Source organism: Ovoidimarina sediminis (genome assembly GCF_032586175.1).
Lineage (GTDB): Bacteria > Pseudomonadota > Alphaproteobacteria > Rhodobacterales > Rhodobacteraceae > Ovoidimarina > Ovoidimarina sediminis.
In genome coordinates, this window is the sequence record NZ_JAWHTE010000017.1 from 85,196 (window position 1) to 107,387 (window position 22,192).

Consider the following 22,192-nt stretch of genomic DNA (forward strand, 5'->3'; position numbering starts at 1 on the left):
TGTCTGTCGGATAAGCCCGCGACTGAACGGTGACGCCTTGACCGAGATCCCGAAAAGCATCGACGACACGATCGCGCAGCTCAGCGCGCAGAACTACATCTGCGGGCGCGATCTCGGCACCGTGGCCTTCCTCGCGCTCAAACTCGGCAAGCCGCTCTTTCTCGAAGGCGAGGCCGGCGTCGGCAAGACCGAAATCGCCAAGGCGCTTGCCGCCATGCTGGGCCGCCGCCTGATCCGCCTCCAATGCTATGAAGGCCTCGATGCGGCCTCCGCGATCTATGAATGGAACTTCTCGGCTCAGATGATCGCGATCCGTACTGCGGAAGCGGCCGGAGAAAGCGATCGGTCCGCCCTGAAAGAGGAACTCTTTTCCGAAGAGTATCTCATCCGCCGCCCCCTCCTCGAAGCGCTCGAACCGCACCCGGAAGGCCCCCCGGTTCTCCTGATCGACGAGGTCGACCGCACCGACGAACCATTCGAAGCCTTCCTTCTCGAACTTCTCTCGGACTTCCAGGTCACGATCCCCGAACTCGGCCCGATCCGGGCGGAAGACCCGCCCATCGTGATCCTCACGTCGAACCGCACCCGCGAAGTGCATGATGCGCTGAAGCGCCGTTGTCTCTACCACTGGGTCGACTACCCCGCATTCGAGCGCGAGCTCGAAATCCTGAACGCCCGTGTCCCCGAAGCCACCGCCACGCTTTCCGCCGAAATCGTCGCCTTCGTGCAGGCGCTGCGCGGCGAGGATCTGTTCAAGTCTCCGGGTGTCGCGGAAACCATCGACTGGGCCCGCTGCCTCGTCGCCCTCGACACGATCGAGCTTGCGCCGGAGGTCGTGACCGACACACTCGGTGCGGTGCTCAAGTATCAGGACGACATTGCCCGCATCGCCGGCGCCGAAACCACGCGTCTCCTCGACGAGGCAAAGACCGCGCTCGACCGGGCGTCCTGATGGCCCACGCCACGGCCTTTGGGGAAACCGACGGGCGGCTGGTTGAGAACATCGTCCACTTCGCCCGCGCGCTTCGGAAAGCCGGGATGAAGGTCGGCACCGCCCAGGTCGAAACCGCGATCCGCGCGGTCGAGGTCGCAGGCTTCACGCGCCGGGTCGATTTCTACCATATCCTCCGTGCCACGCTTGTCAGCCGCACCGAAGACCTCGAAGTCTTCCACCAGGTCTTTTCGATGTTCTGGCGGGATCCGGACGTGATCCAGTCGATGCTCCACATGCTCTCGCCGCAACTCGCGACCGATCCGGAACGCGAAGATCCCGCCGCAGCGGCAAAGCGCGCCAGCGAAGCTCTCAAATTGCGCGATCGCCCGCCCCCCGAGAAAACGCCCAAGGAAGAAGAGATCGAGCGCGAGGCGTTCATGAGCTGGTCGGAACGCGAAGTCCTGAAACGAAAGGATTTCGAACAGATGTCGGCGGCCGAACTCCGCGAAGCCGAACGGGCCATCCGGAATATGACCTGGCGGCTCGATCCCCTCCGCTCCCGCCGGATGCGCGCCGACCCGCGCGGAAACCGGCCCGATGCGCGCGCCACACTCCGCGCCCTCACCCGCAGGGGCGGCGAAATCGGCCGCCTCGAAATGAAATCGCCCCGCGAACGTCTTCCCGATCTCGTCGCACTCTGCGACATCTCGGGCTCCATGTCGGTCTATTCCCGCATCATCCTGCGGTTCCTCCACGCCATGGCCCATGCGCCCGTCAAGGAATGGGGCCGGGTCAGCGCCTTCACCTTCGGCACTTCCCTTACCAATGTCTCCCAGGCCCTCCGCGTGGCAGACCCGGATGCCGCCCTCACGGCGATCGGGCGCGAGGCGGGCGACTGGGAAGGCGGCACACGCATCGGCGCGGCGCTCGAGCGCTTCAACAAGGATTGGTCGCGGCGTGTCCTCACCCGCGGCGCGGTGGTGCTCCTGATCTCCGATGGCCTCGAACGCGGCGCCCCCGATCTCCTCGGTGCCCAGATCGAACGGCTTTCCCTGTCCGCGCGGCGCCTCGTCTGGCTCAATCCGCTGCTCAGGTGGGAAGGTTTCTCGCCACGGGCCGCCGGTATCAGAACGATCCTGCCCCACGTCGATGCCGTCTACGCGTGCCACTCCCTCGACAGCCTCGCCGCCCTCTCCGGCGCCCTTTCGGGCGCAGACTTCCGCAAAGCCCTTCTGCACGCGATTTGAACGGCTTGACGCCTACGGCGGCGGGAAAACTCTTGCGTTGTTCCCATAGCCGGATAGGCTTTGCTCCGAAGGAACACCCAAACAAATTCCCCTGGGAGGAATCGCTGATGGAGATGACGGGCGAGCATTTGATCGCCGCGCCGCGAGACGTTGTTTGGGAAGCGCTGAACGACGAAAACGTGCTGCGTGCCTGCATCCCTGGCTGTGAAGAACTGAACCGGATCTCGGAAAACGAACTCCACGCCATCGCGGTGCAGAAGATCGGCCCGGTCAAGGCTCGGCTCGAAGGCACCGTCGAACTCGTCAACCTGAACCCGCCGGAAAGCTATACGATCCAGGGCGAGGGCAAGGGCGGCGTCGCGGGCTTCGCCAAGGGCGGCGCGGATGTCATGCTGACCGAAGTGCCCGAGGGCACCCGCCTCACCTACGAAGTGAAAGCCACTGTGGGCGGCAAGCTCGCGCAACTTGGCAGCCGCCTCATCAACGCCACCGCCCGCAAACTCGCGGCGAAATTCTTCGACAATTTCCAGGCCCATCTGAACAGCGCCGACGCGGCGGAATAACGGCCTGAGACAGCAGAACGGGCGCAGCCACGGCGCCCCTAAACGAAACGCGCGCAATAATCGGCGCGCCGACAGGGAGGATCGAATGACACAGGTCTCAATCACGGTAAACGGAAAGGCCTCGAGCCGGGATATTCCCGACACGATGCTCTTGTCGGATTTCCTTCGGGAAGAACTCAGGCTCACCGGCACTCACATCGGCTGCGACACCAGCCAATGCGGCGCTTGCGTGGTTCACGTGAACGGCAAGGCCGTGAAGTCCTGCACCGCCCTCGCCGTGTCCCTCGACGGGGCAGAGGTGACGACGGTCGAAGGCCTCGCCAATGGCGAACTGCACCCCATGCAGGCGGCCTTCAACGAACATCACGGGCTTCAGTGCGGCTTCTGCACACCGGGCATGATCATGTCCGGGATCGACATGGTGAACCGCTACAAGGCCGAGGGCCGCACCCTCGACGAGGCGGCGATCCGGCATGAACTCGAAGGCAATATCTGCCGCTGCACTGGCTACCACAACATCGTCAAGGCGATCGGCGACGCCGCCGCCAAGATGTGATCGGATTTCGGAGGATTTGAGATGAGCGACGGAATTGGCGCCCGCGTAAAGCGCAGAGAAGACAAGCGGTTCATCACCGGCAAGGGCAAGTATACCGACGATATCCGCATGGATAACCAGGCCTATGCGGCCTTCGTCCGCAGCCCCCACGCCTCGGCCCGCGTCACGAATATCGATGCCTCGGCGGCCCTCGCTATGGAAGGCGTCGTCGCCGTCCATACCGGCCCCGAGATGAAGGAAGACGGGATCGGCGACATCATCACCGGCTGGGCGATCACTTCGAAGGACGGCTCGCCCATGACCTGCGGCGTCTGGAACCCGATGGTTACGGAATTCGCCCGCTACGTGGGCGACGCGATCGCGATCGTCATCGCCGATACGCAGGATCTCGCCCGTATCGCGGCCGAGGCGGTGGAAGTCACCTACGAAGAGCTCCCGGCCTGCGTGAACCCGGCCGACGCCCTTAAGGACGGCGCGCCCCAGGTGCATGGCAACGTCCCCGGCAACCTGATCTTCGATTGGGAAGTGGGCGACGAGGCCGCCGCCGACGAAGGCCTGGCGAAGGCGACCCACGTCACCGAAATCGACCTCATCAACAACCGGCTGTCACCCAACGCGATCGAACCGCGTTCGGCGGTCGCGATCTTCGACGACGCCGAGGATCACTACACCCTCTACTCCACCAGCCAGAACCCGCACGTCGCACGCCTCGTGCTCTCGGCCTTCTACAACGTCGCACCCGAACACAAACTGCGCGTCATCGCGCCCGATGTGGGCGGCGGCTTCGGCTCCAAGATCTACATCTATCCCGAAGAGATCGCCTGCCTCTGGGCCTCGATGAAGACCAAGCGCTCGGTCAAGTGGACGGCCCAGCGCACCGAAAGCTTCATGACCGACGCCCACGCCCGCGACCACGTGACGAAGGCGCGGATGGGCTTTGACGCCGACGGCAAGATCACCGGCTTCAAGATCGATACGATCGCCAATATCGGCGCCTATGTCTCGCTCTTCGCCACGGCGACGCCGACCTATCTCTACGGCACCCTGGCCTCGGGCGTATACGACATTCCCGGCATCTACTGTAACGTGAAGGCAGTGCACACCAACACCGCACCGGTCGATGCCTATCGCGGCGCTGGTCGGCCCGAAGCCACCTACATGATCGAACGCCTGATCGAGATGTCGGCCCGCCAGCTGGGGATGGACCCCGCGGAACTGCGGCGGAAAAACTTCATCCGCGAGTTCCCCTATCAGACGCCGGTCATCCTGCAGTATGACTCGGGCGATTTCGATGCCTGCCTCGACAAGGCGCAGGCATTGGCGGATGTCGCCGGCTTCCCGGCCCGAAAAGCCGAAGCGGCAGCCCGCGGCAAGCTTCGGGGGATCGGCTACTCCACCTTCATCGAGGCCTGCGGGATCGCCCCCTCGGCGGCGGTCGGTTCGCTCGGCTCCGCGGTGGGCCTCTGGGAAAGCGCCGAAGTGCGCGTGAACCCGGTCGGCACGATCGAGATCCTGACCGGCTGCCACAGCCACGGCCAGGGCCATGAAACCACCTTCTGCCAACTGGCTGCCGAAAAGTTCGGCGTCCCCATCGACAACGTCAAACTTGTCCACGGCGACACCGACGCGGTGCAGTTCGGCATGGGCACCTACGGTTCCCGCTCGGGCCCAGTGGGCATGTCTGCGGTCATGAAGGCGCTCGAAAAGGTCGAGGCCAAGGTCAAGAAGATTGCCGCCCACCAGCTCGAAGCCTCCGAAGACGACATTGTCATCGAAGGCGGCGAAGTCTCGGTGGCGGGCACCGACAAGAAGATGGCCTGGCACGAGGTTGGCCTTGCCGCCTACATCGCCCACAACCTGCCCGAAGGCATGGAGCCGGGGCTCAAGGAAGGCTCCTTCTTCGATCCGGTGAACTTCTCCTTCCCCTCGGGCTGCTTCATCTGCGAGGTCGAGGTCGATCCCGACACCGGCGAAACCGAGATCGTGCAATTCGTCTCGGCGGATGATTTCGGCGTCATCATCAACCCGATGATCGTCGAAGGGCAGGTGCATGGCGGGGTGACCCAGGGCATCGGCCAGGCGCTGACCGAATGCGTCGTCTATGACGAAAGCGGGCAGCTCGTGACCGGCTCCTACATGGATTACACCATGCCGCGCGCCGACAACGTGCCGTCCTTCAAGGTCGAACATTCTTCGACGCCCTCGCCCACGAACCCGCTCGGGATCAAGGGCTGCGGCGAGGCGGGCGCGATCGGCTCACCGCCCGCGGTCATCAACGCGATCACAGACGCGATCGGCACCGACAACCTGCAAATGCCCGCGACGCCGCAAGCCGTCTGGATGGCGCTGCAATCGGCCCAAACCTCGATGGCGGCCGAGTAAGGAGGACAAGCCATGCACGCAGCGAAATATCACAAACCCGCCTCCGTCGCAGATGCCGTTGCCGCGCTTTCGGGCGCGGAAGACGGCAAGGTCCTGGCCGGCGGCCAGACCCTCCTGCCAACCATGAAACAACACCTCGCCGCCCCAAGCGACCTCGTGGATATCCGCGGGATCGACGGCATGTCCGGGGTCTCCGCCTCCGACGGGGTAATTACGATCGGCGCGGCAACAACCCATGCCGAGGTGGCCGCAAGCAGCGCGGTGCAGGAGCATATTCCCGCACTCGCCTGCCTCGCCGCAGGGATCGGCGACCCGGCGGTGCGCCACATGGGCACCATCGGCGGATCGCTCGCAAACAACGATCCGGCGGCGGATTATCCGGCGGCGGTTCTTGGCCTCGGCGCAACGGTCGTGACCAATGCGCGCGAGATCTCGCCGGAAGACTTCTTCGAAGGCATGTTCGCCACGGCGCTCGACGATGACGAGATCATCACGGCCATCCGCTTTCCTGCCCCGCAGGCATCCGGTTACGCAAAGTTCCGCAACCCAGCCTCGCGCTACGCCATGACAGGCGTCTTTGTCGCGCAAACCGGCGACGGTGTGCGCGTCGCTGTCACTGGTGCGGGCGATGACGGTGTCTTCCGGCACGACGGGCTCGAAGCCGCGCTTGGCGCGGATTTCTCCGCCGGCGCCTGCGACGGGGTGGAGATCAGCGCGGATGGTCTTCTCTCGGATATCCATGCCAGCGCCGAATACCGCGCCAACCTGATCCGCCAGATGGCCAAGCGCGCTGTCTCCGGCGCAACCTGACACCGCGCCGGAACCAGGGCGGGCCGCTACAGGCGGTCCGCCCTTGCGCCGGGCAGCAGACTGCTGCCAATCACCTCCTCCGACACCTCCGGGATCTCGGCACGCTCCGCGTCGCCCTACCCTCTGACGCGCAGATTCTCAGGGTCGTAGGGGCCACGCGGGATCACCTCCGCCGGAAACCGCTCGCCAAGCATATCGATCTCAACGCGACTGCCGGTCCCGGCAGATCCGGGGTCCACATAGGCAAGCGCAAGGTTCAACCCGGTCCTGTATCCCCATTCCCCTGAGGTCACGGTCCCAACCACATCGCCCCCGGCCATCACCGACGCCCCAGGGCGAGCCGCACGATCGGCGCACTCCACGGACAGGCACACCAGCGATTTCCGCAACCCCGCATCCCGCCGCCCGCGCAAGGCCGCCTGCCCGATGAACTCCGCCTTCTCCAGCTGCACGAACCTCTGCAAACCTGTCTCGAACGGATCGAATTCGGTCAGAAGATCCGCCTTCCAGTGCAGATAGCCCTTCTCGATCCGCATCGAGTCGACCGCTCTCGAACCGAACAGCCGAAGCCCGTGCGCCTCCCCCGCCCTCCTCAGAGCGAGATAGGCTGCATATAGTTGATTGTTGGGGACATGGATTTCGTAGGCCAATTCGCCGGAATAGCTTACGGCCATGACAACGGCCGGCGCGATCCCCACAAACGCCTCCCGCACGGAAAGCCATGGGAAGCCCCCGGCGGACCAGTCAGCCCGCGACACCTCCGAAAGCACGGCACGCGCCTTCGGCCCTGCCAGCACGAGGATCGTCCAGTCATTCGTCAGCGCGCGAAGCTGCACGTCCTCACCCGGGCGCAGATGCGCCGAAAGCCAGTCGAAATCGTGATACTCCGCAGCGGCCGCGGACCCGTACCAGATCCGCTTCGGCCCCCGATCCGAGGCCGGAAACCGCGCGATCGTCGCCTCGCACTTCACCATGCCATGTGAATTCAGAAGATAGCACAGGCCCACACGCCCGTCCGCCCGCGGCACACGGCCACAGATCATCCGGTCGAGGAAGGTATCCGCATCCGATCGGGTAATTTCGATACGGTTGAACCCGTTCACTTCCGTTAGACCAACCCCTTCCTGAACGGCCCGCACCTCCTCACCCACGACCGCGTGAACCTCGTTGAACCGGAACCCGAGCGTTTCCTCGAACGCTGGGTAGGGCTTGATGTAGTCCACCCGCTCCCAACCATTCACCACATCGAACTCGGCCCCTTCGGCGGCCAGAACAGGGGTCAGAGGCGTCGTCTTGATCGGGCGGCCGGCCGGCCGGTGCTCATGCGGGAAGTGAAAGCGGAACTCGTTCTGATAATCCTCGATGGCCTTGAGCGCGGTCAGTTCCACATTTCCGTACCCCGTGAACCGCCGCGGATCGAGCACCCAGGTGTCATAGCAGGCCTCACCGTGAACGATCTGCTGGGCCAGAAGCCAGCCATGCCCACCCCCCTCGCCCAGCCCCGCACGCAACCCGATGATGCAATAGGCATTCCGCTTTCCGGGGATTGGCCCGACAAGCGGCGCCCCGTCGATCGTATAGGTGATCGGGCCGTTGACGATCGTGTGAATGCCAACCTCCTCTAGCGCTGGCATTCTCGCGAACGCGCCCTCCAGCACATCCGTCACCCGGTCCAGATCATCGGGACAAAGCGCATTCGAAAATTTCGGATCGATCCCATCCATGCCCCAGGTCTTGCAGCCCTGTTCATAGAACCCCACGAGCAGGCCGAACTTCTCCTGCCGCGAATAGAAATCGCTGATCGGACAGCGCAGCAGCGGCATCCTGTGCCCCGCCTCGCGGATCGCCGGAATCTCCTCGGTCACGAAGTACTGATGTTCCATCGACATCACCGGGTGGTGAACGCCCATCATCGCGCCAACCTCGTTCACCCGGTATCCGCAGGCGTTGACGACGATATCGGCATTCACGACGCCCTTCGGCGTCTCCACCTCCCAGGTGTCGTCCTTCAGCTGGCGTAGCCCGGTCACAGGCGTATTGCGATGGATTTCCGCCCCTGCCGCCCGCGCCCGCCGCGCAAGCGCCTGGCACAACTGCGCAGGGTCGATATCCCCGTCCAGCGGATCCCAGAGGCCGCCAATCAGGTTCTCGGTCGAGATCAGCGGGTGCCGCCGCGCGCATTCCGCCGCGTCGATCACCTCGAACTCGACGCCCATCCCCCGCGCCATCGAGGCGAAATGGCGATACCCGTCCATTTGCGCCTCGGTATTCGCAAGCCTGATGCCGCCGTCACCGTGGTGGTAGTTGATCGGATAGTCCGGGTCGGCGGTCAGTTCGCTGTAAAGCGCGATGGAATGGCTCTTCAGGCCGACCATCGTCTGCGTCATGCCGAAATTCGTCACCTGCGCGGCGGAATGCCAGGTCGTGCCCGATGTCAGTTCGTCACGCTCCAGAAGCATCACGTCGCCCCACCCCTCTTCCGTAAGATGGTAAAGCGTCGAGCATCCGGCGATCCCACCGCCGATCACCACAACCTTCGTGCGCGTCTTCATCGCAGGATCCCCATGCTGCCGGCACCCATGTCGGCCAACACGGACGCCTCAATCAAGCCGGACGCCGTCAGTTTCGATTTTTTCGAAGCAAACGTCTTAATTTGCCGCATCTGAACGCAAGTGATTGCCGCGGAACGGGCCATCGGATTTCCTCGTAGTCAAGCGAACCGGAAAAGGCACAGATCCATGACAGAGGCGCGAACCCGGGGCGGGCGACGCGACCGGCTGATCCAGCGCGCAAAGGGGCCGGCCAATCCCTGCCCCCCGGGCCAGATCGGCGGCCAGTATCGCCCGCTCCCCCCGGAAGATATCGCCGCGATCTACGACACCGCCCTCCGCCTTCTGGCGGATCTCGGAATGGGGGAAACCCCGGCACGTCTCGCCACCGATCTCGTCGCTGCAGGGGCGGAAGACCGGGGCCGCGGCCGCATCCACTTCCCCCGGCCGCTTGTCGAGGATGCGATAGCGCGCGCCGCCAAGACATTTGTCCTCCACGGCCGGGATGAAACCCGCTCGATCGAGGTCGGCGGCTCCAGCGTCCACTTCGGCACCGGCGGCGCGGCGGTGCAAACCCTCGATCTCGATACCGGTCGCTACCGCCCGGCGACGCTCGCCGATCTGCACGACTTCACACGCCTCCAGGACACGCTTGAAAACGTCAGCTGGTTCACCCGCTGCTGCGTCGCGACCGATCTGCCCGACACCTTCGAGCTTGACGTGAACACGGCCTATGCGCTTGTCAGGAACACGACGAAGCCGGTGGCAACATCCTTCACATTGGCAGGCCACGTTGCCCCCATCGTCGACATGCTCGACATCGCGGCGGGCGGGCCAGGCGCCTTTTCCCGGCGCCCCTTCCTCAAGGCGCATATCAGCCCCGTCATTTCTCCGATGCGCTTCGGCGAGGATGCGGTGGATGTCGTCTATGCCTGCCTCGCCCACAACATCCCCGTCTCCTGCATCACCGCCGCCCAATCCGGCGCCACCGCCCCGGCAACGCTCGCGGGCTTTCTCGCCCAATCCCTCGCCGAAACGCTGGCAAGCCTTGTGATGGTCCATGCGATCCGCCCGGGGCATCCGATGGTCTTTTCGAACTGGCCCCTCGTCATCGATCTCCGAACCGGCGCCTTCGCGGGCGGCGGTGGGGAAATTACGGTGATGAACGCAGCCTCGGCCCAAATCTCGAACTGGCTCGGCCTCCCCTCCGGCGTCGCCGCCTCAATGACGGATGCCAAGGCAATCGACGCGCAATACGGCGCCGAAAAGGGCATGACGGCCCTCGCCGCCGGGCTCGCCGGCGGGAACCTCATCTATGAAAGCTCAGGGATGACCGCCTCGCTCCTTGGCGCGAGTTTCGAGGCCTTCATCCTCGACAACGAGATGCATTCAGCCATCTACCGCACCATCCGCGGCATCGAAGTCAGCGAGGAAACACTTGGCTTCGAGGCGATCTGCGAAGCGGTTCTGGGCGAAGGCCACTTCCTAGGCCACGCCCAGACGCGCGCGGCGATGGAACGCGATTACTACTACCCCAGGCTCGCCGACCGGGACGCCCCCGTCACCTGGGCCGAGAAGGGCGCCCCCGACATCTGGCAACGCGCGAAACTCCGCGCGCGGGAAATCCTGGCCACTCATAATCCGTGCTACCTTTCCGAAGCCCAGGATTCCGCAATCCGGTCCGCCTTTCCTATCCGGTCGTAGCTGGGGCCGGCGCAATCAGCGCAAACTGATGCGCAAGCCACGGATAGCGCGTGATCATCGGGTCAATGGTCCGGCGCAGCACAGCATTCCGCACGCTGCTGTCGATGACCCCGCGAATGCTCTCCGGCAGATCCTCCCGGCAATAAAGCGAGATACGCCGCGTGAAGGCCTTTCCCGGGAATGGTAGCGCCCGCAACTCCGCGTGATACCGCTGCGCCCGCGCAAATGTCAGCGCAGAGGTGATCGTCCAACCCCGCCCCGCCGCCACCATCGACAGGATCATGTGGGTGCTCTCGAATTCCATCCGCTCGGGATATCTCATTCCAAGCCGCCGCAACTGCGCCTCGATCTGGCGCCCGATCAACTGCGTTTTCGAGTATCGCAGAAACGGAAGCTCATCCGTGGTAAGCGCCAGGCCCTGCAGATCCGGCAACCCTCCGGCCAGGCTGGCCGGGACGACAAGAATGAACGGATCGCGCAGAAGCGGTTCCTCGATCAGCCCAAGCCGCTCATGCTCCATCGACGAGGCCAGGCCCACATCGACTTGTCCGGCCTGCAACAGGTCGAGGATTTCATGGGTCGGTCGCGACAGCGCCGAGAAGTCGCAACGCGGCATCGCCTCCACCATCGCGTGAAGCATTTCGGGCCCGACATCGGTGTCGAAATCCTCGATATGCGCCACCCGAAGACGGCGCACCAGCGACGCCAGATCGTCCGACCAGATGTCGGAAATCCCCATCCCCAACAGCCACAACGCCTCGTCCACGCGCCGCAGCAGGGTTTCCCCTGCCACCGTCAGCCGCATGGGCCTGCGCCCATGATCCAGAAGCGCGACCCCCAGCGCGTCTTCCAGGCAACTCAGATGATGCGAAACGGTACTCATCGACACGCCAAGATGCGCCGCTCCGTCCCTGACCGTGCCGTGGCGGGCGACCGACTGGAACGCCTCCAGCCACTTAATGCTGAGCGGTGACCTCTCCATCGCCTCCGGCCGTGCCGAGGCATCCCCATCACGGGATGCGATCACCCTCAGCTTCGATTATCTCGAACAAAGGTCAATATCAGACTGGCCCTGCGAAGATCAGCCTGCGTCGCCCGCCAGCCGGCGAACGGCATCGAGGTAATGCCTCGGCACTCGGATCCCGGCCTCCTCGGCCGCAGAAATGGACGTTGCCCGCCGAGTACCGGGAACACGCGCGCCCTCCATCCCCTCGATAAGGGTCAGAAGCCCCTCGAGGCGCGCGCTGAACGGCTCTGCGCCTTCGGGCGGTCGGAACAGGATCAGGAACTGCCCCACACCGGGTTTCGGGCCGTCAGCGGTAAAAAACGATCCGGCTTCCGAACTAAGCGCAGCCCCCGTCATCACCGCGGAAAGCGTCTCGACCATCAGTGCAAGCGCCGTCCCCTTCGCCCCTCCGATCGGCTGCATTGATCCCGCCAGTGCCGCCTCGGGATCGGTCGTCGGGTTCCCGTCCGCATCAAGCGCCCAGTTGTCCGGAATCTGCTTGCCCGCCTTCTTCGCATTCATGACCTTGCCGCGCGCCACCCGCGACAGCGACAGGTCGATCACAAGCGGCGCGCCATCGGGGCGCGGCGCCGCGAATGCGATCGGGTTCGTTCCGAAGAGCGGCGTCTTCGCCCCCCACGGCGCAATCGCAACCGGGCTGTTGGCAACCATCAGCCCGACCAGCCCCTGCCGCGCGATCCGGTCCACCTGAACCGAAAGCGCCCCGCAATGGTGCGAGCGCCGGATCGCCACCGTGGCGGTGCCATGGGCATGCGCAACGTCCGCGCCCTCCGCGATGCCCCGCTCCAGCGCCGGATAGGCGAAGCCATATCCAGCGTCCACAACCAGCGTGGTCGTCGCCGGGCGCGAAACCGTCACCTCCGCATCGGCCACGATCTTCCCCGTCCGCACCTGCGCGATGTAATCGTCGATGCGCGAAAAGCCGTGCCCCACCTGCCCTTCCGCCTCTGCGGCCACCAGGGCCTCCGCAACGCTTTGCGCCGCGGCCGTGGGCACGCCATTGGCGGCAAATGCCCGGGCGACAAGGCCGATGGCCTCGCCCAGCTGAAGTGTTTCGGTCTCGTCGGTCATGGCGTCGTCATCCGTTCTCATCCAGCGGTGCCGGTTGCTTTTGCGCCAATCACGGCGCCTCGTCAAAACACCCTGCGGAACGTGCAGCATGACGGCCCCGGCCAACCGCACATAGCCATCACGCACCAGACGATGCAAGCGCTTACATTTGCGTCGCAAACGGTCTAACCTGGAAATTACGCCCCCAGGGCGCGCAAACCGGGCACCTCGGTGGAGGGTATCAGATCCATGTCCTCGGCTCAGTCCGAAAACGGCAGCCAAGTTCCCACGCTGGAAGACGTGGCCGCGCGCGCAGGCGTCTCAACCGCAACCGTCTCGCGCTGCCTCAATACGCCGGATCGGGTTTCAACCCTCACCCGCGATCGCGTCATGGCGGCGGTTCGCGAGCTGGGCTACGCGCCGAATTTCGGCGCCCGCGCCCTCGCCGCGAAACGCACCAATACCTTCGGTGCCATCATCCCGACGATGGAGAACGCCATCTTCGCCCGCGGGCTCCAGGCGTTTCAGGAAGAACTCGGCAAGCACGGCATCACGCTTCTGGTCGCCAGTTCGTCCTACAGTCCCGAGCTCGAAGAGGAACAAATCAGGGCACTGATCGCCCGCGGTGCAGATGCACTTCTTCTCATAGGCCACGACCGGACGGACAAAAGCTACGCTCTCCTGCAGCAGCGCAACATCCCGCACGTGGTCGCCTGGGCCTTCGACCCCTCGCAATCCCGGCTATCCATCGGCTTCGACAACAACAAGGCCATGCGCGCCCTGACCCGCGAGGTTCTGAACCTCGGGCACCGCTCGATCGCGATCATTTCCGGCCTGCGCGAGGGCAACGACCGGGCCCGCGAACGCGCCAGGGGCGCTCTTCAGGAAATGGCGACAGCCGGCATCCCGGAAACAGATGTTCCGGTCATCGAGACGCATTACGGTATCTCGAATGGCGCGGATGCCTTCCGGAAGATCATGCAAGACACGCCAAGACCCACGGCCGTTCTCTGCGGCAATGACGTGCTCGCGGCCGGCGCATTGTCCAGTGCCCGGCAGATGGGGCTGCGCGTTCCGGAAGACGTGTCCATCACGGGGTTCGACGATATCGAGATCGCCGACATCGTAACGCCGCCGCTGACCACGGTTCATGTCCCGCATCGCGAGATGGGCCGCGGCGCCGCGCGGCTCCTGCTCGCGCTCAGCCGCGGTGAAATTCCAGGGCCAAGCATCGAACTCGATGCAAAAGTGAAGTGGGGCGAATCTCTGGGGCCTGTGCCGGAAGCCTAGGCCACCGACGACGGAAGTGGATGCGCCCCGCGCTTGGGGCGAACGAAAGAACAGGATGCAGACGGGCAAGGCGCGCCCCGGGCATCGAAGAACCGTGGGAGGCGGATCTTGGAGGCAATTGGCCTGACATTTCCGATGATGGTCGTTCTCGGCCTTCTTCTCTTCACCGTCATTCTCTTTGTCTCTGAAGTCGTCCGCATCGATTTCGCGGCGATCCTCGTCATGGTCCTTCTCGGGCTTCTCAGCCAGGTCCCCGGCCTCGAATCCCTCGCCGATGTAAGCCAGCTTTTTGACGGGCTCGCCTCCAATGCCGTCGTATCGATCATCGCCGTGATGATCATCGGCGCCGGGCTCGACAAGACAGGGCTCATGAGCAAGGTCGCGGCCCTGATCCTGAAGCATGGCGGCCAGACGGAAGCCCGGGTTGTTCCGATCATTTCAGGAACGGTCGGGGTGATCTCGTCCTTCATGCAGAATGTGGGCGCCGCCGCGCTGTTTCTCCCAGTGGTCAGCCGGATCGCCGTGCGAACGGAGTTGCCGCTCAGCCGCCTCCTGATGCCGATGGGCTTCTGCGCGATCCTCGGGGGAACCATGACGATGGTGGGCTCGTCGCCGCTCATCCTTCTGAACGACCTGATCCATACGGCCAACAATACCTTGCCCGAGGCCGATCGGATGGAGACGTTCGGGCTTTTCTCCGTCACCCCCGTCGGCCTCGCCCTCGTCGCAACCGGCATCCTCTACTTCGTCCTCTTCGGGCGCTGGATTCTTCCCAGCGGCCAGAAGGGCGGAGACGCGACAAGCGGCCAGACGACGAAAGACTATCTGAAAAGCATCTACGGCCTTAAAACGGACATCTTCGAAATCACGATCCCGGAAGGTCATCCCGTCGCGGGCCAGACATTCGATGACGTCATCCAACGTTACCATGTCTACATCATCGGCAGCGCCTACCAGGGCAAAACCTGGTTTGCCCCGGTCATCCAGACGGAAATCACACCGCCCTGCCGTCTCGCCGTGCTGGGCCGGGCCCGGGAAGTCCGCCACATGGCGGAAGATGCAGGGTTCATTCTTCACGACAAGCTCGATGTCTTTGCCGAGGATTACGCGCCCACGAAATCCGGCGTGGCCGAGGTCGTCATACCGCCCGGCTCCTCGCTCGTCGGGAAATGCGCCCACGACGTCGTCTTCCGAAAAACCTACGGCGCAAGCATGCTGGCGATCCATCGCGGCGAAGAAACGCTAAGCCTCGTGTCGACCGAAGATCACGAACCGACACAGATCGCCGAGGTCCCCTTCCGCGCGGGCGATACCCTTGTTCTCCTGACAACCTGGGAAGCACTGACCCGCCTCAGCCGCAACCGTGACTTCGTCGTGGTCACCACCGATTACCCTCAGGAAGAACTGCGCCCGACAAAGGTCGGCTGGGCGCTTCTGTTCTTTCTGATCGCCGTCCTGCTGATCCTCTTCACCGATCTCAGGTTGTCTCTCTGCCTTCTGACAGGCGCCGCGGGCATGATCCTCACCCGCGTTCTCGACATCGACGAGGCCTACAACGCCGTCAGCTGGAGCACCGTGTTCCTTCTCGCCAGCCTCATCCCACTGGGTCAGGCCGTACAAAGCTCCGGCACAGCCACATGGATCGCGCAGGAAATTCTCATCATCCTCGACGGCTGGCCGGTCTGGTCGCTTCAGGCCGGTCTTGCGATCCTGGCAACGGTCTTCACCCTCATCATGTCGAACGTGGGGGCAACGGTCCTTCTCGTGCCGCTCGCAATCTCGATCGCCATCGCGGCTGGCGGCGATCCGGCGATCTTCGCCCTGACCGTCGCCATATCGACGTCGAACTCGTTCCTGATCCCGACACACCAGGTCAACGCCCTGATCATGGGGCCTGCGGGCTACCGGGTGATGGATTTCGTGAAGAGCGGCGGGATCATGACGATCCTCTTTCTCGTGGTTTCTCTCGCGGTGATGAACCTCGTCTTCTGAGGCCGGCGCCCGGTTCAGCCGCCCGTCTGGCCCTTCACCCGGTCCCTCAGCTCGTTCTTCCGGATTTTCCCGGTCGAGGTTTTCGGCAGCTCGCCGATCACAACCTTCTTCGGCCGCTGGAACCCGGCAAGCCCCGCCCGCGCATGGTCCAGAAGCTCGGCTTCTGTCGCTTTCGCACCCTCCACAAGCTCGACGAAGGCACAGGGCACCTCGCCCCATGTCTCATCCGGCATCGCGACGACGGCCGCCTGCGCGACCTCGGGATGGGAATACAGCGCCTTCTCCACTTCGATCGACGAAATGTTTTCGCCTCCGGAGATGATGATGTCCTTCGCCCGGTCGCGAATCTCGATATAGCCATCGGGGTGGTGCACACCGATATCCCCCGACCAGAACCATCCGTCCCGAAACGCCTCCGCGGTCGCATCGGGCTGCTTGAGATAGCCCTTCATCACGATATTCCCGCGGAAGACGATCTCGCCCAGGGTCTCGCCATCCCAGGGTACCGGTGCACCGGTCTCGGGATCGAGAACCAGAACATCCTCCTCAAGTTCATAGGCCACCCCTTGCCGGGCCTTGAGCCGCGCCTGCTCCTCCAGCGGCAAGGCATGCCATTCCGGCTTCTCGGCACAAACGACAGCCGGGCCGTAAACCTCCGTCAGCCCGTAGACATGGGTCACCGATATCCCCATTGCCTCCATTGCCTGGATGACCGGCGCCGGCGGCGGCGCGGCCGCGGTCATCATCTTAATCGACTGGCTGAAGGCACGCCGCTCACTCTCCGCCGCGCCCGCGATCATCGACATGATGATCGGCGCCCCGCAAAGATGCGTCACCCCGTGATCGGCAAAGGCGTCATAGATCGCCCCAGCCCGCGGCGCTCTCAGAAAGACATGGGTGCCCGCCAGCAGTGTGATCGTCCAGGGGAAACACCAGCCGTTGCAATGGAAAAGCGGCAGCGTCCAAAGGTATACGGGATGATGCGGCATCTCCCATGTCACGACGTTGTTCACCGCATTCGTCCAGGCGCCCCGGTGCGAATAGACGACGCCCTTGGGCCGCCCCGTCGTACCGGAGGTGTAGTTGAGCGCCAGCGCATCCCATTCGTCATCGGGCAGCGTGTAGGGAAATTCGCTCTCCCCTTCCGCCAGCAGGTCCTCATAGGTCAGCGCGCCGATCCGATCCCCGCCCGGCCCCTCGGTATCGACGATATCGACGACAAGAAGATCGCGGCCAGAGCGCCTCACCGCTTCCGCCGCCATGTCCGAAAACTCAGTATCGACGAGAAGAACCCTGGCCTCCCCATGCTCGAGGATATAGCCGATCGTCCCTGCATCGAGCCGCACGTTGTTCGCGTTCAGCACGGCGCCCAGCATCGGAACAGCCAGCGCGCATTCCAGAGCCTCTGGAATGTTCGGCGCGATCAGCGCCACCGTATCCCCCTTGCCGATCCCCCGCTTCGACAAGGCCGACGCCAAGCGCTTGCACCGGCCCGCGACCTCGCCCCAGGTCCGGCGGATACGCCCGTGGATCTGCGCGGGAAGTTCGGGATGCACCCGTTCGACCCGCTTCAGGATCGACACCGGCGACAGCGCAGCATGATTGGCCGCACACCGCGCCAGTTCGGGGCCGTCGAAGATCATTCGCCCGTCCAGTCGGGCATGTCTTCCTTGCGCGTGAAAGCCCCGATCCCGGCTTCCGCATCCCGCGCCATCATGTTCTCCGCCATGACCCGACCGGCAAAGGCATAGGCCTCCTCAAGGGGCATCTCCGCCTGCTCGTAGAACGCACGCTTGCCGATCTTCACCGCTCCCGGCGATTTCTCCGCAACGATCCGCGCCATCTCCATCGACGCGCCTTCCAGCTCGGCCAGCGGCACCACCCTGTTCACAAGGCCCATCTCCGCCACGCGCGCCGCTGGCAGGAATTCCCCCAGAAGAAGCATCTCCATCGCCAGCTTCCGCGGCACATTCCGGCTCAGCGCCACCATCGGCGTCGAACAGAACAGCCCGATATTGACGCCCGAGGTCGCGAAACGCGCATTCTCTGCGGCCACGGCCAGATCGCACGACGCCACAAGCTGGCATCCGGCCGCCGTCGCGATCCCCTTCACCTCCGCAATCACCGGCTGCGGCAGTCGCACGACCCGCAGCATCATCGCAGAACAGGTCGCAAAGAGATCCTGGTAATATTGGAAGCCGCCATCAGGATCGGCGCGCCGCGCCGTCATTTCCTTCAGGTTATGCCCGGCACAGAAATGATCCCCGGCAGAGCGCAGGATAACCGCCTTCACGCTCCGGTCCTCGGCAATCGCATCAAGCGCCGCGGACAAGGCCGCAAGCATCGCTTCCGACAGCACGTTCATAGAGCGCGGCGTGTTCAGCGTCAGCACCGCCACCCCGTCTTGATCGGCCCGCAACAGGGGCTGTGGCAGGGTCTCGTTCATGTCAGATCGCCAGGTCCAGCCTCGGTTTCCAGAACGGGCGGAACAGCTCGATCTTCGGGCAGCGGTTCATCACCACCTTCAGACCCGCGTCTTCCGCCAGCTTCGCAGCGGCATCATCGTATACCCCGATCTGTCCCCAAAGAACCTTCGCCCCGATGGCGATTGCCTGCTCTGCAATCCCGTAAAGTTCTTCCTTCGGGCGGAACACCTCGACCATGTCCACCGGCCGGTCGATCTCGGCCAGCGAATGGTAAACCTTGATGCCCCTGATCTCGGTCACGTTCGGGTTCGGATTGACCGGGATCATGTCGTATCCGGTCTCGTGCAACACCCGCAGCACGCCATAGCTGAACTTGGTCTTGTCCGCACTTGCCCCCACCATCGCGATCGACTTCACCGATTTCAGGATGCCGGCAATATAGGCGGGGTCGTAATCATAGATCCGGTCGATATCGGCCTCTGGCATTCAGGCCTCCTTTGGCGTTGCGATATCCGCCTTGAGCTCATGCGGCTCAAGCGGATCGAGAAAGGGGTTGCGATATAGTTTGTCGTGGCTTTCCACGCCGATCTCAAGGGTCAGGTCGGTCTCGGGTCGCGCCACGCACAGAAGAACATAGCCATGGGAAAGTTGCCGGTTGTTCAGCGCCGTCTGCCGCCGCTGGTCCACCCGGCCCTCCACAAGCTTCGCGGCACAGGTGATGCAGCCGCCGCATTTGCAACCATAGGGAAGGTCGACCCCCTGCTCCCGCAGCGTCTCCAGCAAGGGCCGGCGCGCCGCGACCTCGAACACCGCGCCGCCGCGGTTCGCGATGGTGATCGTCCGTGTCCCCGTCACAGAGGCCGTCCCGGGCTTGCCCCGGGACCTCCCCACCCGCGTCCGGCGAGGCCCCGGGGCAAGCCCGGGGCGGCACGTCCCACCCCCCGTATCACAGCCATATATCGCTCGTGCAGTCGCCGCCGGGATAGCGGGTTTCATGGCACCGGCTGGGCCCGTTCGGCTCCTTCCCGAAATCCACGATGAAATCGGGGTTGATCGACATACCCCCGTTTTCGACATCGCAATCGATCATCACCATCACCCCGCCCTGGGTGCGGATCTCGGGGTAGAACTGGTTGTCCCAGGTCGAAAACAGCGAGGTCGTCACGTAAAGCCGCCGCCCGTCGAGCGACAGCTGGAACATCTGCGGGCCGCCCGCCACCTTCACCCCGTTCACCTCTGGCGCCCGGCCCAGAAGACCCCCCATCCAGACCTGGCCGGTCAGCTTCGGGTTGTGCGGGTCGGTGATGTCGTACTGGCGCATATCCCCGTGCAACCAGTTGTTGAGATAGAGGTACTTGTCATCCATCGACACGAGGATCGCGCTCATCACGCCCGGCACCGGGATCGGCCATTCGGGATGCGGCTCGTTCTCCACATCGATGACCTTCTCCCATTCCCATTTGCCCGCCTCCGACTTCCAGAAATGGATGACGTTGGAACTCAAGGCCGCGCCGCAGAAGCCGTGCGTGCTGTCCGGGTCATGCAGGAACTTCACCTCAAGCGGGATCAGCCCGTCTTCCCCCAGATACAGGCTCTCGACCGGCACCCGCTTCTCGAAATCCCAGATATGCAGGCGACGCCCGTACTTCAGATGCCCCACCTCTTCGAGGTCGAAGCCCGGCATGAACGTGTTCGGCGCCGCCCATTCCGAACTCACCATCACGTTGTGGCGCGGCTGGTACCAGAAGTCATACCCGAACGGGATATCGCCCATCGAGGCCTCCCATCGCCCCACGATCTCGAACTCCTTGTCGAGGTGAAGGTACCCCCCGGGCGCCTCACCCTTCGCATCGCCGAGGAAAGAAATGATGATCTCCGAGCCGAGGCAATGCACCGTATGTGGTCCGCTCAGGTCGGCCTTCCGCTTGATCTCCGCCCCGTCGATCACCTTGTGAAGCCGCGGTGCGCGGGGATCTGTGGCCGTATCGACCACGTGGATGTTGTTCGACCGCACACCGGGGACCAGCAGGTACCTCCGGCTCATCGACGCGTCGTCATGGCAGGACGAGCAGGCGTTCCACCCCATGTGATGCAACTCGTCCCCGATACCGGGCATTTCAAGCCGGTGGATCACCTGGGCATAGGTCGGGCTGTCCGGATCAGCATCGACCGTGGCCAGGTAGTCGGGCTTCTGAATGCCCGTGCCGGTATAGATCGCGATCGTGTAGAGAAGCTTTTCCCGCGGTGCCCGGATCGCCTCCGCCGGGCTCACATAGCCCGGCCCGCAACATGCCCCGTCCATCATCCGAAATCTCCCTAGCGACCACTCTGCGCCACGATCATGGTGGAGCGAGACAACGGCCACCGCAACCCAGGCAGGCGACGTCCTCGGGACGAACGCGACATCGATTGTGACCTGACCGGCGTGTACCCGGAGATCTAGGCTAGGAGGTTCTGAAGAGGATCGTGGCGCGCTGGGGATGCGCCATCTTGTGATCTCACGAATGCCAAGGAGTTCCAAAGTTCTCGAATAAAATACTATTTTTGCTTAGATTTTCCTCCGAGGGCGCCCTATACATTCCTCCCTGTTCCATATTATTTAGGGGGAACAATCGGGGGGATGAGAGTGGAGATTACAAAGTCATCGAACTCCAAGGCGCTTACGGCCGCGTTCGTCAAGAACGTCAACGTGCCAGGCAAGTATCATGATGGCAAAGGGACTGGTCTCTTTCTTCTGGTCAAGAAATCGGGTCGCCGTTCATTCGTGCAGCGCCTCACGATCCGGGGAAAGCGTCATGACATCGGCCTGGGGGCTCCGCCCTTCGTAACACTTGCAGAAGCCCGCGAGCAGGCTTTCGAAAACAAGAGACTTGCGTTGAAGGGCCGCGATCCGCTCGCCGAAAAAGCTAGGGCGCGGGAAACACCGACATTCGAAGACGCCGCGAGACAGGCACATCTTGAGCTCTCCCCGACCTGGAAGAACCCAAAGGATCGGAAGGCGTTTCTGTCTACGCTCGAAAACTATATCTTCCCTCGCTTCGGCAGCGTGCCCCTTCCGGACGTGACAAGCGCCGATGTGCGTCGCGCAATTCTGGCCGTACGCGCGACGGCTCCGGGCATCGCACGCAAGCTCGTCTACCGTGTGTCCTCCGTCTTCAAGTGGGGCATTGCCGAAGGGCATTGTGAGAACAACCCAGCGACCACCCAGGCACTCGCGCTGCCCCGCGAAACTCGGGCTGTCCAGCATCGCAAGTCCCTGCCCTATTCCGAGGTGTCCGGCTGCATCGAGACAGTGACGGCATCACGCGCCTGGATCGCGACAAAACTGGCTCTTGAGTTCATTGCTCTGACGGCCTGTCGCTCCGGAGAGGCGCGATTAGCAAGATGGGACGAAGTTGACCTGACCCCGTGCGACACGGCGACATGTGCGACATGGACGATCCCAGCAGACCGTTCGAAGTCAGGGCGACCTCACATAGTTCCTCTTTCCCGTAGAGCGATCGAGATCCTTCGCGAAGCTGAGGAACTAAAGGATGGCTCCGACCTCGTCTTCCCGAGCCTCCGCGGCAAGCCACTATCGGACATGTGTCCGGGATCAGCACCTGTGGGACTGATTAAAGGGTTTTCGTAACGGAGGGTTTCTGGCTCATCTGAACCATCAA

The 22,192-nt window shown here is 63.7% G+C and carries 18 protein-coding genes; 10 read left to right on the forward strand and 8 right to left on the reverse strand.

Annotated features, from left to right (window positions below):
• The first annotated feature begins 37 nt into the window (after positions 1 to 37).
• The 6 genes from RXV90_RS18015 to RXV90_RS18040 all read left to right on the forward strand — a co-directional run bounded on the left by RXV90_RS18015 (position 38) and on the right by RXV90_RS18040 (position 6,492).
• The gene (locus tag RXV90_RS18015; RefSeq protein WP_316650318.1) at positions 38 to 952 is read left to right on the forward strand and encodes an AAA family ATPase; all 915 of its coding nucleotides are present in this window, start codon (positions 38 to 40) and stop codon (positions 950 to 952) included.
• Positions 952 to 2,181, forward strand: coding sequence for a vWA domain-containing protein (locus tag RXV90_RS18020; RefSeq protein ID WP_316650319.1), 1,230 nt, complete (start codon positions 952 to 954; stop codon positions 2,179 to 2,181). Before RXV90_RS18015 ends, RXV90_RS18020 begins: the two co-directional genes overlap by 1 nt.
• 107 nt (positions 2,182 to 2,288) lie before the next feature.
• Positions 2,289 to 2,744 carry a CoxG family protein gene (locus RXV90_RS18025; protein WP_316650320.1) on the forward strand — a complete coding sequence of 152 codons (456 nt, stop codon included), beginning with the start codon at positions 2,289 to 2,291 and terminating at the stop codon, positions 2,742 to 2,744.
• An 85-nt stretch (positions 2,745 to 2,829) separates the two neighbouring features.
• Positions 2,830 to 3,300, forward strand: coding sequence for a (2Fe-2S)-binding protein (locus RXV90_RS18030; RefSeq protein ID WP_316650321.1), 471 nt, complete (start codon positions 2,830 to 2,832; stop codon positions 3,298 to 3,300).
• Between the two features lie 21 nt (positions 3,301 to 3,321).
• Positions 3,322 to 5,682, forward strand: a complete 2,361-nt coding sequence (locus tag RXV90_RS18035) for a xanthine dehydrogenase family protein molybdopterin-binding subunit (protein WP_316650322.1) — start codon at positions 3,322 to 3,324, stop codon at positions 5,680 to 5,682.
• A gap of 12 nt (positions 5,683 to 5,694) precedes the next feature.
• A complete protein-coding gene (locus RXV90_RS18040; protein WP_316650323.1) occupies positions 5,695 to 6,492 on the forward strand; it encodes an FAD binding domain-containing protein in 798 nt (265 codons plus the stop codon).
• Between the two features lie 116 nt (positions 6,493 to 6,608).
• On the opposite strand, the gene RXV90_RS18045 is transcribed toward RXV90_RS18040, so the two are convergent.
• Positions 6,609 to 9,044 (reverse strand): GcvT family protein, encoded by a 2,436-nt coding sequence (locus tag RXV90_RS18045; protein WP_316650324.1) that lies wholly within the window; start codon positions 9,042 to 9,044, stop codon positions 6,609 to 6,611.
• 186 nt (positions 9,045 to 9,230) lie between these two features.
• On the opposite strand from RXV90_RS18045, the gene RXV90_RS18050 reads away from it, so the two are divergent.
• On the forward strand, positions 9,231 to 10,745 hold the full coding sequence (locus RXV90_RS18050; protein ID WP_316650325.1) for a trimethylamine methyltransferase family protein: 1,515 nt from the start codon (positions 9,231 to 9,233) through the stop codon (positions 10,743 to 10,745).
• Here the strand turns inward: RXV90_RS18050 and RXV90_RS18055 are convergent.
• Both RXV90_RS18055 and RXV90_RS18060 read right to left on the reverse strand, forming a co-directional pair.
• Positions 10,732 to 11,772: a LysR family transcriptional regulator gene (locus RXV90_RS18055; RefSeq protein ID WP_316650326.1), complete on the reverse strand. Its 1,041-nt coding sequence runs from the start codon at positions 11,770 to 11,772 to the stop codon at positions 10,732 to 10,734. The genes RXV90_RS18050 and RXV90_RS18055 overlap by 14 nt on opposite strands.
• A gap of 54 nt (positions 11,773 to 11,826) precedes the next feature.
• On the reverse strand, positions 11,827 to 12,864 hold the full coding sequence (locus tag RXV90_RS18060; RefSeq protein ID WP_316650328.1) for an Ldh family oxidoreductase: 1,038 nt from the start codon (positions 12,862 to 12,864) through the stop codon (positions 11,827 to 11,829).
• A 207-nt stretch (positions 12,865 to 13,071) separates the two neighbouring features.
• Here RXV90_RS18060 and RXV90_RS18065 point away from each other — a divergent pair, with 207 nt between their 5' ends.
• Positions 13,072 to 14,112, forward strand: a complete 1,041-nt coding sequence (locus RXV90_RS18065) for a LacI family DNA-binding transcriptional regulator (RefSeq protein WP_316650329.1) — start codon at positions 13,072 to 13,074, stop codon at positions 14,110 to 14,112.
• Positions 14,113 to 14,220: 108 nt separating this feature from the next.
• Positions 14,221 to 16,104 carry an SLC13 family permease gene (locus tag RXV90_RS18070; protein ID WP_410482383.1) on the forward strand — a complete coding sequence of 628 codons (1,884 nt, stop codon included), beginning with the start codon at positions 14,221 to 14,223 and terminating at the stop codon, positions 16,102 to 16,104.
• A 14-nt stretch (positions 16,105 to 16,118) separates the two neighbouring features.
• On the opposite strand, the gene RXV90_RS18075 is transcribed toward RXV90_RS18070, so the two are convergent.
• From RXV90_RS18075 to RXV90_RS18095, 5 genes are all read right to left on the reverse strand, one after another.
• Complete coding sequence (locus tag RXV90_RS18075) at positions 16,119 to 17,747, reverse strand: acyl-CoA synthetase (RefSeq protein WP_316650330.1); 1,629 nt, start codon at positions 17,745 to 17,747, stop codon at positions 16,119 to 16,121.
• Entirely contained in the window at positions 17,744 to 18,550 is an 807-nt protein-coding gene (locus RXV90_RS18080; RefSeq protein WP_316650331.1) for an enoyl-CoA hydratase, read from the reverse strand. The genes RXV90_RS18075 and RXV90_RS18080 overlap by 4 nt, the downstream gene beginning before the upstream one ends.
• Position 18,551: 1 nt before the next feature.
• Positions 18,552 to 19,016: a CoA-binding protein gene (locus RXV90_RS18085; protein WP_316650333.1), complete on the reverse strand. Its 465-nt coding sequence runs from the start codon at positions 19,014 to 19,016 to the stop codon at positions 18,552 to 18,554.
• Positions 19,017 to 19,385 (reverse strand): 2Fe-2S iron-sulfur cluster-binding protein, encoded by a 369-nt coding sequence (locus RXV90_RS18090; protein ID WP_316650334.1) that lies wholly within the window; start codon positions 19,383 to 19,385, stop codon positions 19,017 to 19,019.
• Between the two features lie 91 nt (positions 19,386 to 19,476).
• Positions 19,477 to 20,835 (reverse strand): selenium-binding family protein, encoded by a 1,359-nt coding sequence (locus RXV90_RS18095; protein WP_316650335.1) that lies wholly within the window; start codon positions 20,833 to 20,835, stop codon positions 19,477 to 19,479.
• 321 nt (positions 20,836 to 21,156) lie between these two features.
• Here RXV90_RS18095 and RXV90_RS18100 point away from each other — a divergent pair, with 321 nt between their 5' ends.
• Positions 21,157 to 22,161 (forward strand): tyrosine-type recombinase/integrase, encoded by a 1,005-nt coding sequence (locus RXV90_RS18100; protein ID WP_316650336.1) that lies wholly within the window; start codon positions 21,157 to 21,159, stop codon positions 22,159 to 22,161.
• The last annotated feature ends 31 nt before the right edge of the window (positions 22,162 to 22,192 follow it).

What these genes read in the sequence shown, in the direction of transcription:
- RXV90_RS18020 (WP_316650319.1), top strand. Translation starts at nt 952, where the DNA reads ATGGCCCACGCCACGGCCTTTGGGGAAACCGACGGGCGGCTGGTTGAG.
- RXV90_RS18025 (WP_316650320.1), top strand. Translation starts at nt 2,289, where the DNA reads ATGGAGATGACGGGCGAGCATTTGATCGCCGCGCCGCGAGACGTTGTT.
- RXV90_RS18030 (WP_316650321.1), top strand. Translation starts at nt 2,830, where the DNA reads ATGACACAGGTCTCAATCACGGTAAACGGAAAGGCCTCGAGCCGGGAT.
- RXV90_RS18035 (WP_316650322.1), top strand. Translation starts at nt 3,322, where the DNA reads ATGAGCGACGGAATTGGCGCCCGCGTAAAGCGCAGAGAAGACAAGCGG.
- RXV90_RS18040 (WP_316650323.1), top strand. Translation starts at nt 5,695, where the DNA reads ATGCACGCAGCGAAATATCACAAACCCGCCTCCGTCGCAGATGCCGTT.
- RXV90_RS18045 (WP_316650324.1), bottom strand. Translation starts at nt 9,044, where the DNA reads ATGAAGACGCGCACGAAGGTTGTGGTGATCGGCGGTGGGATCGCCGGA.
- RXV90_RS18050 (WP_316650325.1), top strand. Translation starts at nt 9,231, where the DNA reads ATGACAGAGGCGCGAACCCGGGGCGGGCGACGCGACCGGCTGATCCAG.
- RXV90_RS18060 (WP_316650328.1), bottom strand. Translation starts at nt 12,864, where the DNA reads ATGAGAACGGATGACGACGCCATGACCGACGAGACCGAAACACTTCAG.
- RXV90_RS18065 (WP_316650329.1), top strand. Translation starts at nt 13,072, where the DNA reads ATGTCCTCGGCTCAGTCCGAAAACGGCAGCCAAGTTCCCACGCTGGAA.
- RXV90_RS18075 (WP_316650330.1), bottom strand. Translation starts at nt 17,747, where the DNA reads ATGATCTTCGACGGCCCCGAACTGGCGCGGTGTGCGGCCAATCATGCT.
- RXV90_RS18080 (WP_316650331.1), bottom strand. Translation starts at nt 18,550, where the DNA reads ATGAACGAGACCCTGCCACAGCCCCTGTTGCGGGCCGATCAAGACGGG.
- RXV90_RS18085 (WP_316650333.1), bottom strand. Translation starts at nt 19,016, where the DNA reads ATGCCAGAGGCCGATATCGACCGGATCTATGATTACGACCCCGCCTAT.
- RXV90_RS18095 (WP_316650335.1), bottom strand. Translation starts at nt 20,835, where the DNA reads ATGATGGACGGGGCATGTTGCGGGCCGGGCTATGTGAGCCCGGCGGAG.